The organism is Sphingobacterium sp. BIGb0116 (assembly GCF_024808035.1).
GTDB classification, from domain to species: Bacteria; Bacteroidota; Bacteroidia; order Sphingobacteriales; family Sphingobacteriaceae; genus Sphingobacterium; species Sphingobacterium paramultivorum.
On the sequence record NZ_JANUDT010000005.1, the window covers coordinates 411,782 to 430,979 of the forward strand.

Annotated in this window: 14 protein-coding genes, 1 tRNA gene and 1 pseudogene; 6 read left to right on the forward strand and 10 right to left on the reverse strand. The window is 39.3% G+C overall.

What is annotated here, in order from left to right; all coding sequences use genetic code 11:
* Window positions 1-247 precede the first annotated feature (247 nt).
* A pseudogene (locus M2419_RS14675) lies at window positions 248-492 on the forward strand (heterodisulfide reductase-related iron-sulfur binding cluster); the annotation flags it as partial.
* Window positions 493-747: 255 nt separating this feature from the next.
* Here the strand turns inward: M2419_RS14675 and M2419_RS14680 are convergent.
* Window positions 748-1,164 carry a hypothetical protein gene (locus M2419_RS14680; protein WP_259255297.1) on the reverse strand — a complete coding sequence of 139 codons (417 nt, stop codon included), beginning with the start codon at window positions 1,162-1,164 and terminating at the stop codon, window positions 748-750.
* Between the two features lie 115 nt (window positions 1,165-1,279).
* Entirely contained in the window at window positions 1,280-1,870 is a 591-nt protein-coding gene (locus M2419_RS14685) for a TIGR00730 family Rossman fold protein (protein WP_153846135.1), read from the reverse strand.
* Between the two features lie 283 nt (window positions 1,871-2,153).
* Between M2419_RS14685 and M2419_RS14690 the strand changes: the two genes are divergently transcribed.
* Window positions 2,154-4,517 (forward strand): glycoside hydrolase family 127 protein, encoded by a 2,364-nt coding sequence (locus M2419_RS14690; protein WP_153846134.1) that lies wholly within the window; start codon window positions 2,154-2,156, stop codon window positions 4,515-4,517.
* A 101-nt stretch (window positions 4,518-4,618) separates the two neighbouring features.
* On the opposite strand, the gene M2419_RS14695 is transcribed toward M2419_RS14690, so the two are convergent.
* Entirely contained in the window at window positions 4,619-6,604 is a 1,986-nt protein-coding gene (locus tag M2419_RS14695) for a glycoside hydrolase family 97 protein (protein WP_182332896.1), read from the reverse strand.
* Between the two features lie 269 nt (window positions 6,605-6,873).
* Between M2419_RS14695 and M2419_RS14700 the strand changes: the two genes are divergently transcribed.
* Together M2419_RS14700 and M2419_RS14705 are read left to right on the forward strand one after the other, a co-directional pair.
* Window positions 6,874-7,542 carry a DinB family protein gene (locus M2419_RS14700; RefSeq protein WP_259255298.1) on the forward strand — a complete coding sequence of 223 codons (669 nt, stop codon included), beginning with the start codon at window positions 6,874-6,876 and terminating at the stop codon, window positions 7,540-7,542.
* 4 nt (window positions 7,543-7,546) lie between these two features.
* Window positions 7,547-7,999, forward strand: a complete 453-nt coding sequence (locus M2419_RS14705; protein ID WP_153846131.1) for an SRPBCC domain-containing protein — start codon at window positions 7,547-7,549, stop codon at window positions 7,997-7,999.
* A 133-nt stretch (window positions 8,000-8,132) separates the two neighbouring features.
* Here the strand turns inward: M2419_RS14705 and M2419_RS14710 are convergent, their stop codons facing one another.
* The 6 genes from M2419_RS14710 to M2419_RS14735 all read right to left on the reverse strand — a co-directional run bounded on the left by M2419_RS14710 (window position 8,133) and on the right by M2419_RS14735 (window position 14,951).
* Entirely contained in the window at window positions 8,133-9,158 is a 1,026-nt protein-coding gene (locus tag M2419_RS14710) for a hypothetical protein (protein ID WP_153846130.1), read from the reverse strand.
* Between the two features lie 220 nt (window positions 9,159-9,378).
* Window positions 9,379-9,693, reverse strand: a complete 315-nt coding sequence (locus M2419_RS14715) for a hypothetical protein (protein ID WP_145331062.1) — start codon at window positions 9,691-9,693, stop codon at window positions 9,379-9,381.
* 661 nt (window positions 9,694-10,354) lie between these two features.
* Window positions 10,355-10,438 (reverse strand) — tRNA-Leu (locus M2419_RS14720).
* 74 nt (window positions 10,439-10,512) lie between these two features.
* Window positions 10,513-11,391, reverse strand: a complete 879-nt coding sequence (locus tag M2419_RS14725; protein ID WP_120334907.1) for an exopolyphosphatase — start codon at window positions 11,389-11,391, stop codon at window positions 10,513-10,515.
* Between the two features lie 365 nt (window positions 11,392-11,756).
* Entirely contained in the window at window positions 11,757-12,299 is a 543-nt protein-coding gene (locus M2419_RS14730; protein WP_159729053.1) for a hypothetical protein, read from the reverse strand.
* A gap of 75 nt (window positions 12,300-12,374) precedes the next feature.
* Window positions 12,375-14,951, reverse strand: coding sequence for a phosphoenolpyruvate carboxylase (locus M2419_RS14735; RefSeq protein WP_153846127.1), 2,577 nt, complete (start codon window positions 14,949-14,951; stop codon window positions 12,375-12,377).
* A gap of 387 nt (window positions 14,952-15,338) precedes the next feature.
* On the opposite strand from M2419_RS14735, the gene M2419_RS14740 reads away from it, so the two are divergent.
* Window positions 15,339-17,531 carry an FUSC family membrane protein gene (locus M2419_RS14740; RefSeq protein ID WP_220801481.1) on the forward strand — a complete coding sequence of 731 codons (2,193 nt, stop codon included), beginning with the start codon at window positions 15,339-15,341 and terminating at the stop codon, window positions 17,529-17,531.
* Window positions 17,532-17,562: 31 nt separating this feature from the next.
* Window positions 17,563-18,543, forward strand: coding sequence for a YpdA family putative bacillithiol disulfide reductase (locus M2419_RS14745; RefSeq protein WP_159729055.1), 981 nt, complete (start codon window positions 17,563-17,565; stop codon window positions 18,541-18,543).
* On the opposite strand, the gene M2419_RS14750 is transcribed toward M2419_RS14745, so the two are convergent.
* Complete coding sequence (locus tag M2419_RS14750) at window positions 18,536-19,153, reverse strand: TetR/AcrR family transcriptional regulator (RefSeq protein ID WP_153846124.1); 618 nt, start codon at window positions 19,151-19,153, stop codon at window positions 18,536-18,538. The genes M2419_RS14745 and M2419_RS14750 overlap by 8 nt on opposite strands.
* Window positions 19,154-19,198: the final 45 nt, after the last annotated feature.

The following is a 19,198-nucleotide window of genomic DNA, read 5'->3' on the forward strand; positions in this document are numbered from 1 at the left end:
GCCATAACAAAGGTATCACCTCTAGTTCAATTCATTGTTGTTCATTTCTTCTAAAATGTTGTTCAAAAATTAATCATTGAAAAAAAATGATATTTATTTCCAGGCATTCAACTAAGTAACAAACCTAAAAGCACCTTTCTCGTCGCGTTAGATAGCACCTGCTTTATCTCATAAGTGGTCATTCGATCGCTCATTACAATAGATTTATAATTCTGTCTGCCTTTTCCTTGCCATTAAGCCTATAAGTTGTAAGAGCAATGAACTTTGCTGTGGTGCTGGGGGCGGACAAATGTTCAAAGAACCAGAGTCCGGAGCAAAAGACATTAACATCGAACGTATCGAGGAGCATCGATGCACAACCTCAAGTTGTCGTTGCAGCATGTCCTTTCTCTGTATGACGATGTTAAAAGATGGCGTGAAAACAAAAGAAAAAGAATCTGAGATTGAAGTGTGGACATTGCGGAAATCACTGCCCGAGCAAATCGATTGTAAATTACATTAATTACGAAATAAAAAGAGGCCCGATCGGATGATCGGGCCTTTTGTGTAGGGAGAAGAATATCTCCTATCCACGCTTAAATTAGGGGAATCCCAAAGCCGGTTAAAATATAAGGGATTCCCCCGAATCGAAGATCAGCGCTGTATTTATGCTGATCAAACAACTCTAACATCTAGCCATAACAAAGATATCACCTCTAGTCCAATTCATTGTTGTTCATTTCTTCTAAAATGTTGTTCAAAAATTAATCATTGAAAAAAATGATACTTAGGCCCTTTTCCCAATGGACGCATATCAACGCCATTACGCTGCGCGCTGATATAGCCGCCACGCGAATAGATATCTGGAGATATACCATTATGCAGTTCCTCCCGAAATGTACCACTGCTGTTTCGGGTAGCACTTTCATTGAGGTTGAGTACCACTTGATCCCTAAAAATCTCGCTGTTCACCACTTGAATATGCTGTGGTATATTTAACAATGAGGCTTCTAGCCGCAATGCTTCCGACAGTTGTTTCGGATTATATCTTTTGTAATACTTCGAACTAATTTCGACTTCGTCAATTCTGAACGATTTCATGGTATCCTGAGATACTGTTTGAGCAATAAGCCCAAACGGAGAAAGGATGAAAATACAGGCTAGAAAACCCCGAGATTGTAACATATGGAGGAATAAGAAATTCTGTTACAAATCTCTAAATCGAAATTAAAAAGCGATGAGAATGCTATTAGTCAGAAATAAGAGCGGGATTAAGATGACATAAGAATTTATTGAAGTCCTAAATTTCATCCTTCTCAATCCATTTTGGAACCAGTGGTGCTTCATACTGTTGCATCTTCTCGATCAGCTCTTCAATCGTATCAGCGACCAATAACATTGCTCTATTTTCCTGCTTAAGAAGCCCCTCTTCGACCATGTGATCAATAAATTGAATTAGATGATTATAAAATCCATTGATATTTAATAAACCAACTGGCTTTTTATGTAAACCCAATTGAGCCCATGTAATCATTTCAAAAAGTTCTTCCAAGGTACCAAAACCGCCCGGCAGTGCGATTACCCCTTCGGCATAATCATTCATAATTCGTTTACGATCATGCATGGTATCAACAGTAATCAGTTTTGTTACGCCCGTGTGCTCTCTTTCTTTCGAATTCAAAAAATCGGGAATCACACCTATTACTTCACCTCCGTGCGCAAGAGCTCCATTCGCAACAGCCCCCATTAGGCCGACCCTTCCACCACCATAAACCAAACGGATACCATATTCAGCCAAAACCTTTCCCACATAGGAGGCTTGCTCTTCATACACGGCCGAATTCCCTAAACTGGAAGCACAAAAAATAACAATACTATTAACTTTCTTCATATACAAGTATAGTTAAAAATAAACGGATCAGCTTTTTTATTGCGATCTTACCAGCAGGCCAACATTTCACCTCCCTAAGTACAAAACAAACAAAACACTAATTATCAAGTAAATACAACTTAAAACTATCCATCCTTTTTCTCTCGTATAGATAAATGTAAAAAAAACACTTAAAATAAATAACACATTTAATATCTTTGATTTACCGGTCTTTTTTATACATAACGGCTAACCAGACAAGCTCATCAGATCTTGTTAATAACAAATGATAATTTCAGTCCATATGATCTTCAAAAACAAATTTTTGCACAGTGCTCTCTTAAGCTTATTTAGTCTGGCGCTATCTGCTCAAACAACTCCGCAATTAAATTATTTCGATTTAAGAGATGTAAGGTTGTTACCTGGAGTTTTTAAACATGCTGAAGACCTGGACATCACTTATTTATTGGAAATGGACCCGGATCGATTGTTGGCTCCATTTTTACGCGAAGCCAATTTACCGCTTAAAAAAGACTCTTATACCAATTGGGAAAATACAGGATTAGATGGCCATATCGGAGGTCATTATCTATCTGCGCTTGCTCATATGTATGCCGCTACAGGAGATCTTCGCATCAAGGAACGCCTGGATTACATGCTGGCCAACTTGAAACGTTGTCAGGAAGCAAATGGAAACGGATACATTGGCGGGGTACCTGGGGGTAAAATTAGTTGGACAGAGATTCAACAAGGCCGGATCAACGCCGGTAGCTTTAACTTGAATGGAAAATGGGTACCGCTATATAATATACACAAAACCTATGCTGGCCTGCGAGATGCCTACTTGTTGACAGGCAATGAATCTGCGAAAGACATGCTTATTCAGATGACTGATTGGGCGCTTAAGTTGGTTGGTCAACTTTCCGAAGCTCAAATACAGGAGATGTTACGAAGTGAACACGGTGGACTGAACGAAACCTTTGCTGATGTCGCTGCAATTACCCAAAATCAAACTTATCTCGAGCTGGCTCGTAAATTCAGTCATCAATCCATACTTGAGCCCTTATTAGCGCATAAAGATCATTTAACAGGATTGCACGCAAATACGCAAATTCCAAAAGTTCTCGGTTTTAAACGCATCGCTGACCTTTCCCACAACGAAAAATGGGCTGAGGCTGTTCGGTACTTTTGGGATAATGTTGTCGAACATCGCTCGATTGCTATTGGTGGAAATAGTGTGAGTGAGCATTTTAACCCAACGGACGATTTTTCAAAGATGTTATATAGCATTGAGGGACCTGAAACCTGCAATACGTACAATATGTTACGGCTCACAAAAATGCTCTACCAAACTGATCCGCAAGGAAAATACCTCGATTTTTATGAACGTGCTCTTTACAACCACATCTTATCGACACAACATCCCGAACATGGTGGATTAGTTTATTTCACACAAATCCGTCCGGGGCATTATCGCGTTTATTCACAAACACAGACAAGTATGTGGTGCTGCGTTGGATCGGGGATGGAAAACCACGCCAAATATGGTGAAATGATCTATGCACAACGCAACAATGACTTATTCGTCAATTTGTTTATTCCTTCACGCTTGGATTGGAAAGCGAAAAACACCGAAGTCATTCAAGAAACGAGCTTTCCGACAGAAGCCAACACAAGCATTCGAATCAACCCCAAAAAACCGACTTCATTCAGCTTGTTTATTCGTAAACCCAACTGGCTGACCGCAGCTCCGCATGTATTGATCAATGGAAAGCCCTACCACAATTTCAGTTCAACGAATGAGCATATCCAAATCAAACGTACATGGCGAAAGGGTGATATCGTCAGTCTTGAATTGCCTATGGGGATACATACTGAGCAGTTGCCTGATAAAAGCAATTATTATAGTATTTTATATGGACCTCTTGTTATGGGTGCCCGTACTGGACAGGAAGATCTTTTGGGACTTCAGGCCGATGACAGCCGAATGGGGCACATTGCATCGGGAAAACAAATCCCTTTACGTGATCTCCCAATTCTTAAAGCTGAACCGAACAATATTCCGACACTTGTAAAACCAATAGCATCAAAGCCCTTACACTTTACGCTCTCAGATCTTTATTTGGAAAAAAAAGGTATTCAAATGGAACTAGAACCCTTTTTCGGTATTCATGATTCCCGTTATATGATCTATTGGCCTCAAGCAACAGAAAAGGAACTAGAGGCGTTACAGGAGAAAATGAACAGTGATGAAATAGAAAGCTTAGCACTAGCTGCCAAAACAGTCGATAAGGTCGTCGCTGGAGAGCAACAGCCGGAATCAGATCACTTTTTTCACGAGCAAAATAGCAATGCTGGGGCATTCGGCGATACACGCTGGCGCGATACAAAAGACTGGTTTAGTTATGTGATGAAAATAACGCCCGAGACCCAACTGATAGCAATCAAATTGCTGGCAGACAACTCATCAAGGGTAACTGAGGTTGTGGTCGATGGTAAAACTATCTGCACAATGGAAGACAAGGACGAGAAGCCAACCATTAAAACAATACGTATAAAGCTTCCCATTGATGGTACAGGTAAAACCAAAATAGAACTAAAAATTAAGGCCGGGGCAGGATCTACAAGCCACAAGATCCTAGAAATCCGAACTCTTCGTCCTGACTAATGGATCTGTGCGGTAGTTTCCATTAGTCAAGATTGATTCACTTAGCCTGGAGTAATTCAGTTTATCAAGAATGATTCAATTCGTCAGAAGAGCGCTGTTATTTATTTTCCGATTAAAACAATCGCGCCATCAGGTTGCAATGTCAATTTGATGGTCTTTGTTTTGGAAAGTCGAATTTGTTTCTGTTTTGATTCCCGGGCGATGTTATCGTCGATTAGCTGTACCGCATCCGTACTCAATATGGGCAAATTCACCGATACAATCTTTTCTTTGCCCTCGGCATTTATACCCGCTATATACCATGTATCACTCTTTCTCCGGGCAAGTATAACATATTTACCTGGATAACCATCAATAAAAATTGTTTCATCCCAGGTTGTAGGTACCTGTTTCATAAAATCAATCACATGGGTTGGCATTTCCTGTAGATTATTGGGTGTCAATCCAAAATTTTGCACTGGAGTCTGAAATAAAATCGCGGTTGCCAATTGAAATGTTTCTGTCGTTTTGCGAATAGTACCACCGTTATTCTCACGGTTATGACGTTTGTTCAGCAAAACCGGACCAAAATCCATTGCCGCCACGGCATTGCGAATAAATGGATGTAAAGTCGCATTAAATGCCTCCGTATCATTTGCATGTTGTGTGAAAATCAAGTTTTCGGAAGCCAATACAGCTTCACTACCCACGAAATTCGGATACATACGCTCCCAACCCCGCGGTAAAGTACATCCATGAAATATAACTGTTAACCCATAATCATTTGCATCTGAAAGAATATCTTCGTAAAGCTTAAGTGTTTCCTGTTTATCACCTCCAAAAAAATCAACTTTGATTCCTTTAATGCCCACACGCTGCATCCATTGCATCTCGGCTTTACGTGCGATCGAAGTATTCATTTTATTTTTTGGTGTTTGCGGTGCGTCGTTCCAGAATCCGTTCGAATTGTACCACAGGCAAATACCTACACCCCGCTCCTTTCCATAAGCCACCAATTGTTCAATTTTTTCATGACCGATCTTTGTATCCCACCAATTGTCGATCAATACAAATTCATAACCCATTGAAGCTGACAAATCAATAAACTTCTTTTGGTCTTCAAAATTAATACTACCATCCTGCCATTCCAGCCAACTCCACGTCGCCCGTCCGAATTCGTATTTCTTCGACGCCGGATATTGCGGCTCTACAACATCAAAAGGAATGGTCGTCTCCACAATGGGTTTTAGATTGCTCCCGATAGTCAGTGTGCGCCAAGGTGTATAACCGGGTAATGAAATTGTGGGAGCTGCACGTCCAATGCCATTGTTCTCCCCTTCTTCCGGGAAAGCAATACTATAAAGGCCATCCTTCGTACCTTCGCTTAACTTGGATGCACAATATGCGCTTGATACACCCGTTTCCGAAATGAGTACCCATCCACGATCCCCAACATGAAAGAGCGCAGGAAAAGTATATCCAACACCATACTTCGAAGGTACCCCTAAGGCCTGATCTACCTGATACTCCTCTTCATAACTTGGTTTTGTTTTCATCCAGCCTATCATCGGGGAAGCTTGGGCTGTTAAAAATGTTGTTGTAATGAGTGGAAATTTAAAACCACTCTCCTCCTTTATTAATGCAAAATTGGCCGGCTCGCCTACCTGAGGCACATAATATCGGAATGCTATATTGCTGTTGCTAACACGGAAAGTAACCTCAATCTGTTGCTTTGAAGCATTCTCCAACAAATAACGCAATTCATTCGCTTTATACGCTACCTGACTGCGTTTGATTTTTGACTCGTTATAATTGGTCGAAATTTCAGCTCTTTTTTCTGCTACTGGATGCAAATTATCACTTAAATTTATCGTCTTGCTTTGAAGCCCAAGCGGAGAAGCTTCCAACATCGTTTTCCCTTCCAGTTCAACCTCATAAAATAGATTGCCATTTTTCAGATCCAACTTAACGGTCAAAGTTCCATCAGGACTAGATACCGATGTCTGCTGCGCTACAGCAATTGTGCCCAATAAAGATACGATACATACCAAAACACAAGGTTTTAATGGTAAACGTCCAAAATAGCGCGTATAATTGTGATTTAACATAGATTAACTCAAATAGTAGGTTAGTTATTACGTTAAAGATAAGGTTTTATTTTAATAAATGTACAAAAAACACTTATTATACAATACGTCCCTTATCCAGCAATTGATGCCACTATCTAAGGAATTATTACCTTCTGATTAGGGAGCCGGCCTCCCCACCTTTTCTTGCCTTATGGAAAGATATAGAAAACAAAAATGTGTTATAATTGTAAAGAAGTAGTGACATTTATTTTTACGATTTTAATACGTATTAAACTATGAATCTAATTATGAACATGATAGCAATTGCAAGTATAGCAACTGCTTCCTTAGCTCCATTGTCAGCTAAATCACGATTATTGCTCGAGCAAAAGAACGAAAACATTGCGCTGATATTAAAAAAACAGAGCTTAAAACGTAATTATGTGGGAACCGACTCGCTATTACAATACTTTAATCAAACAACTGCGGAACTTGAAAAGCAGGTTGCGGGTTTAAGCGAAGCGCAGCTCCAATTTAAACCAGCGCCTGACAAATGGTCCATCAGTCAATGCCTTGAACATATCATTCGTTCAGAACGAATGATATTTGACATGGCAAAAAAAGGCCTGGATCAAGATCCACAACCTGAAAGGCGGAAAGAGATCAAGATGACCGATGACAATCTCAAGAATGCACTCACAGACAGGAGTCACAAATATCAGGCACCCAAGGAACTCCAACCGGAGGAGATTTATAAAAATGTGAAAACAGCACTCGCTGATTTCAATGCCGCGCGTCAGCCAGTACTTGATTATATCAAAAAAGCTGATGCGGAAGATCTTAGAAATCATGTCAGCGACTCCCCAACCGGTCCAATTGATGGTTACCAAGCCCTGATGTTTATTGCTGCACATTGTGCACGTCATACCAAACAGATCGCTGAAATAAAAGCCGATCCCAATTTTCCAAAACAATAGAAAGATGAAGAAATTGACCTATCAAATTAAGATTGATGCTCCTGTGTCGCGGGTTTTTAAAACAATGCTCGATAAAGAAACGTACAAACAATGGACCAGTGCGTTCAATCCGAGTTCTGATTTCGAAGGCGTTTGGGAAAAGGGACAAAGAATTCATTTTACCGGCGTCAATGAAAATGGTGAAAAAGGCGGAATGGTAGCAGAGATTGCTGAATATATTCCAAATTCATATGTATCTATTCGCCACCTTGGCATCTTAGATAAGGGCCAGGAAATTTTATCCGGACCAACTGTTGAAGATTGGGCAGGAGCGTTAGAAAACTATTCTTTTTCAGCCATCGAGGGACAAACATTATTGAAAGTGGATGTTGATACAAACGACGAATACATCGATTACTTTAATGAAGCTTGGCCAGATGCTTTGCAACGGCTAAAGGAAATCAGTGAAACGGAATAAGTAAAATACCCCTACGTATTGAATAGCTTTGCGATATCAATACACAGTTCAGCAGCTTGTCGGTTAAATACAAAAACGGCATCTAGATTTAGATGCCGTTTTTGTATTTAACCGATGCCGTTTTTTCGCTCGTTTACTTTTGTTTTTTAACCCTAATATCGAATATATTATAATACTTTAAGGTACTATAGTCTTTCAGGCTCATGAAGTCATAAGTAAGTGGATAATTAAAGATATTTTCCGTCTGACTCACATAAAGGAGCATATCGCGGAGTGCTGCCCCAATAGCCTGGGCTCCTTTTGGATACTGAATAAAACTGTTCTTCCCGCCACCACGATAGTAGATCAGCAGACTACTACAATCCAGGACTTTGGTATCTATGTCATCCAGCGCTTTCTTTTCCAATATTTTGTCTATCGCTGTATTGAGCCTTACCCGTGTTGAATCAGTTTCTCCCATCAGAATCATATGAGTACCATAAGTCACCGAAGCAAGCACATAAGGAGAATAGCCGGCTTTGGTTAATGCCTCTACTTCCGATGTTGGATAAGCTTCATAATACTCCGTATAATCAATATATATTGTAAGCTTATTGACATTGCCTATCCGAAGTGTACTATTGGGTTTACTGATCGTCGTTGAATCTGCATGTCTCACAAGGGATAGGGCCTTTTTTACATCCTTCGAATTACCAAGAAATCCCTGTATTTCGGCGTAATCTTCAAAAGTACTGGAGGAGAAATTCATGCTGCTCGCCTGTTTCGATTTTTCGAACTTATTGGCATAAGCAAGGCCATTCGCATAGCTGGGTTCAAAGAACCCCATATCTACAGAGAAATCGTTATCAGACAAAAAATGGAATTTAACTTTTTTTGCTTTTGCTTCCAGGCTTTCTAGCTGGGGACCTTCAAGGGTATCTTTGAGGCTCCAAAGTCCACCCAGGAAAACCTTTTCATCAATATAGTCATCAGCGAACAGTTTATTCATCTGAAACTCTACTTTTCGAATTTCATACTTATCTGGCGGAACAGTGGGTTCATTTTTGGTGGTATCTGTAGGCACCACCTCTGGGGGCTCTACCTTTGGCTCGATGGGATCTTTTGTACAACTTAGCCATATCAGTGAGCTAAGAAGAAGTAAAAAATTTCTAGTGTGCATATTGAAGTTCTTCGGTTTCAAATTCCGTTATCATTAAAAACAGGGATCGCTCGCACTTTTTTATCTGATAAATTAAATATAATAATCGAAGATAACATTTTTTTTCATCAGTCCAAAACAAAAAAAGCGGGGTTTTCACCCCGCTTAGATTTAATCTTTTGTAACACCGTGAAAATGCAGAAGCCTCTCAGCTGGTTGAAATCAAGAGCGATCGACTGCATTAAACACCCCAAAAAGCTCTACACGCTCTAAAGAACGATCCACAACCGCCACTCGTATAGGTGTCTGAAGTATGTGTACCGACCAATTGTGCCGTATCATAGTCATAAAAACTCAATACAAAAACACAATGCGTTAATTGGCCTTTGCTTTCTTTGACCTCTTCGGTGACCTTCACGAGGGTGTTCGTTTTAGGAAGGCGGTAAGTCGTCGTTTTAACATTGACATTTTCTTTTGGAGCCTTTTCTGTTGTCTTTGCAGAAGCCACTGTAGATAGCAGCGCAACGGCCATCAAACTCATCATTAATTTTTTCATTGTTTCTATTTTTTTGTTAAACCATAACATGCTTTTGAAGCAGGTCTTTATTTTATGGAAGTAAAAATAGAAACGCCTTTAACTAATTTTACGGTTATTTATTATTTGTTGCAACTTATTCATTATTCGTGGTTGTTAGTCTATTATTCGTAATACGACTGTTTGTACTATATAGGTTAATCATGACAGCAAGTCTTATTTTTATACATTGTATGTCTCTAGCATTATTTGTATTTAGGGGTCTGATTCAAAATAAACTACAGTTCAGCAGCCCAATTATTACAGCATCGGACAAATTCGTTAACAATGCCCAAATATACTAGCGCAAATGGGGTTAAAAATTAGAATAGCGAACCGTAAACATTGCTTTTTATAAGAAAATGGAAAATAATAGAGAAAGCAGAAAGTATTTACCTGTGGTGGTAATGGCGCTAATTGGTTTCCTGGAAAACCTATCTATACAAGATAAACACCACGAGCAAATTACAGAATAGCTTCTTATAAGACTTAGGTCCATAAACTTAGAACCGGCCCCGATGTAAATTTTTATCCAAATAAACCAATAAAGCTTTATTATTATCAAATTTATCATATGCCTTGGATGTGAGATATATTTTGTTCATAAAAAAAGGAGACTACTATTGACTAGTGTCTCCTTAAGTGCCCAGGAGCAGATTCGAACTGCCACGCCCATGCGAGCGCCACCCCCTCAAGATGGTGCGTCTACCAATTTCGCCACCTGGGCTCATACTCACCTTTGGTATCACAAAAATAAAGATTTTTCGCTCTTTTACAAGTCGAAAATTGCTTTTTAAAGCATTATTTCACTAAATTCCTATTGATCAAGGTTCTAATTACACCGTCAACAAGTCCAACCCTTGGAACAATGATTTGTTTTAGACGGCCATACTTCATAATCGTCAGGAAAATTTCACTTGCAGGTATAATTACATCCGCACGATCTTCGTTTAACCCCAATAAAATAATGCGCTCTTTTAAAGAAAAGGAAGATAAATGTTCATATACCGCTTTTAATTTGGCATAGGATAATGGTTTATCCAGCTTCTCATTAGAGAGGCGTGCAAGCTTATTAATATTACCGCCAGTACCGATCCCAACGACTTGCTTATACATATGCGTATTGCTACGTACCCATTCCCTCAATTCATCCCAGGTTTCTGCCTTATCCTGATTGTCCAAAATACGAATCGTACCCAAGTTGAAAGACTTAGAATTAACCAAAACACCATTGGCGAATAACGATAATTCAGTGCTACCGCCACCAACATCAATGTAAAGGTAAACTTTGTCCTTTTCCATCTTATTATCCCAATGACTATTGTAAATAATCTCAGCCTCCTTTGCCCCTTCGATAATGTCGATGTTTATACCGTTTTTCTTGACCTCCGCAACAATGTCAGCCCCATTTCGCGCATCACGCATGGCCGACGTCGCACAGGCCATATAATCCTCCACGTGATAAACATCCATCAACTCCCGAAAAGCCTTCATCGTTTTGATCAAACTCTCGGCTTTCCTTGGTGAAATTTCCTGATGAATAAACGCGTCATCTCCCAAACGGAGTGGAACACGTAACAGTGTATTTTTCTTAAAATTATATTGGTCTTTCTGTCCTATAATGTCAGCTATCAAAAGACGGACTGCATTGGAGCCTATATCTATTGCGGCGTATCTCACTTTATATACGATTTCATTAAATTACGCTAAAATAAACACAGTTATTAAAAACTATGTTATACAAATGTTAAGTTATCATTAATTTAACAAATAACAAACGATTATTACAAGGAATTCTTGCGTGCACAACACCTGATATTGTCGTAAAACAACTAAAATTCCTATTGATCAAAAATATAAACTCATTTCCCGACAAAATCATCTCGCTGACAATCAACTGACTCAGGATACAACTAGCACATGCTATCGAAACGCAGTACCTATCACAATTCCATACAGAAAATCCATTATTGCCAGCAAAAAACTCATAAAAAAAGGAATATTCATTTTAATGAATACTCCTTTCCTTCTATTTATCTTATTTCTTAGTGATGGTGTTCTTCAACTTTACCGCCAGCTAATTTGTAGATCTCTTCCACTTTTTTCAAAGACTCTTCCGAAAGGTGAATAACATCCTTGTTTGTATTGTGTTCTTCATGAGACAATCTTGTATTGATCTCACCTTGTTTTTTAACCACAAGTGCTAAAAATGCTTTATCGTTGAATGCCGCTGTGCTGTCCGAACCAACTGAAGCTGGAACTTGAAATGCAGGCACACCACGTTGCGCCTCGCCAACATGCAATTCTTTTGCTAAATTGTCCAATTCTGGTAAAACTGTTGCGTAAGCCTCTTTAATCTTTGCGGCTACATTTTTCACCTCTGTTGAGGTAGATTGTTTTGCAGCTACATCGGCAAGATTTACCAAGTAGTTTCCATTTTCGCCAACGAATTTAATCATTGCGAAAGCATCACCATCCGCTAAGGATGCATTAGAGTATTGACGCTGTCTATCTGCAGCTGTTTGACCACAAGATGCAAATAATGTACCCGCACAAGCCGCAACAATAAATAACTTATTAATCTTCATATCAATTTTGTTAACTATACAAAAGTAGATAAAATATATGTTCTCCGAAACCCTATCCGTGAAAAGAAAGAAAAATTACGCAACATTTCTTCCGGCATTCACCACGCCAAAGATTGTACGCGCTATTAACTTCGAATAATCTTCACGTTGCGCATCAGTCAGCTGATCCGAATTCAATGCACGAATCGCAAAATGCTGTATAACTAATAACGGTAATACAATCCCCTCGCGCGCTAAAATAGACTCACGATCCACAGGATAGTTCTCCATCAATTTTGAGGTTCCGCTCAGTTTTAACAAATATTCTTTTGTTATCTGATACTCGGCATACAAAGTTTTCCAAAAATCACCATAGATAGGATCATCTTTCATGTATGCTGTAATATCAAAGTTTGACTTTGTCATCGACATCATACAGTTGTCGATCAATGTCTGGAAAAATCCCGATGAAACATATAATTGCTGCACGTCTTTCCAGAGGTTATTTTTTTCAGCCCATTGCAATGCTGTTCCGACACCATAAAATCCAGGAATATTTTGTTTCAGCTGGCTCCATGAAGTTACAAAGCTAATCGCCCGCAGGTCTTCCAGTCGCAATTCACGGCCTGAGTTACGTTTTACAGGTCTACTTGAAATATTGATCGAGGATAACGCTTTCAATGGCGACATCGTCTCCAAATATGGTAAAAACAATTCATTCGTGCGTAGATCCATAAACTTATGATGACTCAACTCAGCTAGCTTATCAATGATCTCCTGTTGATGCTTGGTTAAAGTATCGCCCACACGTTGCTTTAAATCTGAAATAATACCGGCATGCAAAAGTTGCTCAATATTAAACCGCGCTGTATCTAAAGATCCGTACTGGCTACTGATTGTCTGTCCCTGAATCGTCAATTGAATATGATCGTTGGCAATCTCCTTACCCATAGATGCGTAAAAACGTTGCGTTTTACCACCACCACGTGCTGGAGGCCCACCGCGGCCATCAAAGAATACCAAATCGACATCGTATTCGCGTGATATCGCCGTAAGTTCGATTTTCGCACGATAGATCGACCAGTTCGCCATCAGATATCCACCGTCTTTGGTACTATCTGAATAACCCAACATAATCGTCTGTTTGTTTCCTCTTCGTTTCAAATGTGCCTTGTACTCCTTATTACTATACAAGGTTTTCATCACGTCCGCTGCTCTCGTCAAGTCATCAACGGTCTCAAACAAGGGCACAAAATCGATCGTTAAAGCATCCTTCTTCCATCCGGACCATAAAAATAATTGACGCAGTCCCAAAATATCACTTGCTTGCTGGCAATTACTGATAATAAAGCGTTGTGCAGCTCGCTCAGAACCGGAACGTTGAATCTCCTTTAATAATTTTATCACGCCCGAAGTATCTTTCGTTAACGGATCCGCATCCTCTCCCACCGTTAAATCAAGTTCTTTGAATTTTAATGCTTTTTGCTTATCATTTTCACTAAGCTCCAGATAATCCAATGGCATTCCAGTCTTTTCCTGGTTGTGCTGAATCAGATAATTGGTAGCCTCACGTAATATGCGGCTGTCTTGTCTGATATCCAATGTGGTAAAGAAACAACCAAAAGTCATCACTTTACGGAGTAGATCATCAACGATCTCTACAAAAAGTCCATTGTGATATTCCTCCAAAACATTTTTGATTGCTTTTAGATTCGTGATAATATTATCGGTTTCGTCTGCAGGATGTTCGACCGGATTAAAACTATTTTCGTAGAACAATGTCTGCAGATTTTCCATATACTCCTCCACACCTCTAAATGTGATGCGTCGTCTAACGATACGGAAATCTCTATAGTAACATCTAAACAAGATAGTACGTAGCAAAGCGGCAACTTTCTTGGTGCTATCAACACTTACGTTAGGATTCCCGTCTCGGTCACCTCCCGGCCAAAAGCCAAGCTCAATCAATTGTTTTACCTCTTCGGTATCAACATCCAATTCATCATCAATGAAGGATTGAATCTCCGATGCCACTTTATAAAACACGTTTTCCAAAAACCAAGCTAAGCTCGCAGCCTCATCAACTGGAGTAGGTTTATTTTTATTGATGAAAGGTGTTTTACCCAATTGCTGTAACAGCAGGTGGATACTATGAATATCGTTGGTCTTGATTGCATCGATCAGGTCGTTGATAATACCCAATACCGGTCCCGGATAAAATTGAGTAGGATGTGCAGTCAATACAAGACGTACAGAAAAATCCTTCAATTTTGACACAATCTTACGGCGCATATCTTCGTTACCTTCGGCGTTTTTAATTAATGCCCCTAAGACATTTTCATCATCGCCACGACCCACCATCTGAAATGACGAATCTTCGATCGCATCAAATAAAACAACCTGACGCTCTATATATTGAACAAATCGAAATAACAAATCAATACGTTGCTCTTCCGAAGAAAATTCCTCATGCTGATCGAAGAAACTCTTTATGATCTCATCAGGAGTTAAATGCTGATCCACACCCTTTTCACATTGCTTTGCAAAAAATGGTAATAAAGTACCGGTATCTTTAACACGTTGAAATGGCAATGTTAAAAACAAACTTTTGAAAAGCTCAAAGCGTGTCAATACCTCGTCCTGAAAGACGGCTTCATTTTTACTTTGCTTCATATTTAAATCTTTGAAAGTGGTCAAGAGAGTTTAGGTGACTCTTGAAATTTTGTAATGTCTCTGAAATTACCCTATGGCCCCAAATATAACAATATTATATCTAAACAAATAAAAAAGTATAAATTAATCAAAAAAACAATTGAAATTTTATAAACATACTAACAAATTTTAGTAATTTTTCATTTTTAACACATTAACATAGTACAATATGGAAACGACCAGTGTCGATCCCCTACCTCATAAAGCCCGGCTACAAAATGAACCTTTCTTGATCAGACAGGAATCAACCAGCTATATCGCTATCATCAGTACAAAAAAGAGCAAACATAGCAGAACAATTGTTTTTAATATGAAAAGCAATTTATCTAAGTTTGTACTATACACATTATGAAACAGACACAAGAAATAAAAAGTTTTTTCTATAGCCAATATTTTGCAGATGGACTCCGAATTACCATCGGATGTATCGTGCCTGTCCTGATCTTTGCAACCATCGGGCAATTTACCAATGGAACCATAGTCTCTCTGGGAGCGCTCTTAGTAGGCTTATCGGATACCCCCGGTGCGCCTAGCCATAGAAGGAAAGGTATGATTGCCGGTGCGATATTGACTACTTTAACTTTTATTTTAACCAATATAGTTAATCAAAATGTATATCTATTGGCAATTTTTATCGGCGTAGCCTGCTTTATATTTGCCATGTTTGCGGTTTTCAATGGAAGAGCCGCCAACGTCGGTCTCATGTGCATCCTGATGATGTTGATCCATGTGCAGATTCACTACCCTCTTGCAGAGGCCATCAACTATTTAGGTTTCTATACTTTAGGTGGTTTATGGTATATCGCTATTAGTCTTTCCATCACCCAAGCACGCCCTTACAGGCTGGCCGAACAGGAACTATCAGAAACAATTCGCTATGTTGCTGATTACATCCGGCTAAAAGCTAATTTTTACGATGCTAAAATTGATAATGATAAAAACTACCTCAAACTAATCGACAAACAAGTTGAAGTCAATCAGCATCAGGAAAACCTACGGGATGTATTATTTCAAAGTAAACGATCGATTAAAGACACCACAAAGGTAGGACGTTATTTAACCCTCGTTTTCAACGATATTGTCGATCTCTTTGAACAAAGTATGGCGGCGCACTATGATTACAATACCATTAGCGAACGCTTTGGACCTACTGGCATTTTGGAAGACTTCAAAAATGTGATTTTAAAATATACCAATGAGCTTGACAATTTAGCCTACCAGCTTAATACAAATACACAGCCAAAACCATTGTACGATTTCGACTCGGATCTCAGTCGTCTTCATACTAAAATTGATCAACTAGATAAAAATCAACAATATAGCACATTTGCTTTACGCAAGGTGTTGATCAATTTACGTGATCTGGTTCGCCGGATCAAAAATATCTATGGTTACTCGCATCTACAACCTGACGATGTCAAACGAAAAGAAATTGACGACGCAAAACGCTTTGTTCAAAGCTCTGCAATTGATTTTAAAAAGTTTCGCGAAAATCTTACCCTAAAATCCACCATCTTTCGACATGCCTGCCGTATGGCAATTGTCATGTCGGTCACCTATTACGTGTTTGAGGTCACCAATATCACCAATAATGTATACTGGATCCTCCTAACCATCATGGTTATCCTAAAACCTGGCTTCGGACTCACAAAGGAGAGAAATATCCAGCGTCTCATCGGTACAACAATAGGTGGACTCATCGGAGCCCTCATCCTGTTAACCATACATGACCCAACTATACTATTTGTTCTCTTGGTATTCTTTTTTCTGACGGCATATAGTTTATTCCGCGTCAACTATGTTATTGCCGTACTTTTTATGACACCTTATGTATTAATAATGCTGAGCTTCGTCAGCGCCAATACCCTGGACGTCACGAAAGAACGAATATTGGACACCTTTATCGGGGGCATGATTGCATTCTTATCCAGTTATATTATTTTTCCAAATTGGGAAAGCATGCAAGTCAAGGAATCCATGCGAAAGCTACTCATTGCCAACTACAATTACATCTTTCAGGCATTGAAAGAAATTGCAGGCCAAGCGCCTTCCATCACGGATTACAAACTAACCCGCAAGGCAGTCTACGTTGAAACAGCCAATATGGGTTCGACGTTCCAGCGCATGCTTACCGAACCCAAGAAACGTCAAAAATATAGTAAGGAAGTCAATAAATTCGTCATATTCAACCATATTTTAGCTTCTTTTTCGGTGACATTAATGAACCATCTCGATGAAATGGACAATAATTATATCAATAAGGACCATGTCCGGACAATCCGAAAAATATTAAGCTCCTTGGAGCAGTCCATTCAGCTGCTACATTCTGACGATAGCGTCAATGCATTTATTCCTTTGGCGATCGAAATTCCCAACGACCAATTTGATAATACAGATGTCAGTTCGGTTGATGGGCAGCTATTGACCGAACAGCTGGACTTCCTAAATAAAATTTCACAGGACCTACATAAAATAGTTCAGGACCTTCATGCTAAAAGCACAGCAGTGTCAGAAAATGAACTGTCTAAAGCTTTAAGCTGATTTATTCTTTAAAATTCTCGACATTTATACCATGAGCGATACGATAACACGGTACGACCTGATTATAGTTGGCGGCGGGCCAATTGGCTTAGCTTGCGCCTTAGAAGCCAAAGAAGCAAATTTAAGCTATCTTATTCTTGAAAAAGGCTGTTTAGTCAACTCACTGTATAATTACCCCCAAAATATGACCTTCTTCTCTTCCTCCGAAAGATTAGAAATAGGTGATATTCCCTTTGTCACAACCAACCCCAAGCCAAAACGCATGGAGGCTTTGGAATATTACCGACGTATACAGCAAAAGTTCGCTCTGGATACCCATCTTTTTGAAGAAGTACTGGAAATTAAGAAAGAGGATACGGAGTTCCTGGTCAGTAGCAACAAAAGCGTGTACCTGACCAAGAAAGTCATCATTGCCACAGGTTTTTATGACATACCGATGTTGCTCAATATCCCGGGCGAAGAACTTCCCAAAGTTAGGCATTACTACGATGACCCACATTATTATAGCAGCCAGAAGGTAATCGTTGTCGGCGCCAGTAATTCATCCATTGATGCAGCGCTTGAAACCTACCGAAAAGGAGCGCAAGTTTCTTTGGTAATCCGTGGTAGCGAAATCAGCCGTCGCGTAAAATATTGGGTAAAACCTGATATTGAAAATCGAATTGCTGCTGGTGAAATCGATGTGTATTATAATAGCCACTTAACAGAAGTTACTCCGACTACTGCACATATCCAAACACCAGACGGTATCGTCGAACTCGATAATGATTTTGTACTGGCTTTAACCGGCTATCGCCCAAATTTTGATTTTTTAAAAAAGATTGGAATTGATATTCCCCAAGAGGCACCTTGCATTCCTAGCCATAATGAAGAAACAATGGAAACCAACATAGCCGGGATTTATTTGGCAGGTGTCGTTTGCGGTGGCTTAAATACCCACCTTTGGTTTATTGAAAATTCACGAATTCATGCCAAACAGATTATCGGACATATTCGCTCAACACTTACTTAACGACTTGAAAACGTAAACCATTTAAGAAGATTTTCATCATTTTCTTCTGTAAACTGAGAATATGATCGAATTCTTCTTTTGTTGGGAACAACATGTTTTTCATGTCCTTTAAAATGCCCATACGCATACCGAATAGTGAATACAGAAGAATTCGCGCAGTTTCATTGATATCTTCAACCTGTATCTCGCCGGCATCGATACCAATATTGAGAATCTTTTCAATAATTTCTACTTCACGTAGATAAGATTCTTTGAACACCTGCTCCAACTCATCAGGAAGCTCTTTCACCATCTTCATGGTGTATTCAAATAAATTATAATATTGATTGATAATCTTGACCCGCATGTCAATAGAATACATCATGATCTCCTCAAAGTCACCACCCTTAGCAATGACATCCTCGAGATCCTCGATCATTTTATCAATAACGTATTCGAAAACTGCAGAATATAAGCTATTCTTATCCGGAAAATAATAATACAGCAATGCTTTTGAGAAATTGAGATCTTTGGCTATTTCCGACATCGTTGTCTTAGCCATTCCAAAATGTGCAAAGCGCCTCGTCGCAGCTTCTAGAATTTTGATTCTTTTTACATCTGCATTACCCATTAAACTTATATTTTTTATCGTTAAATAAACGGTTTATACTATCTT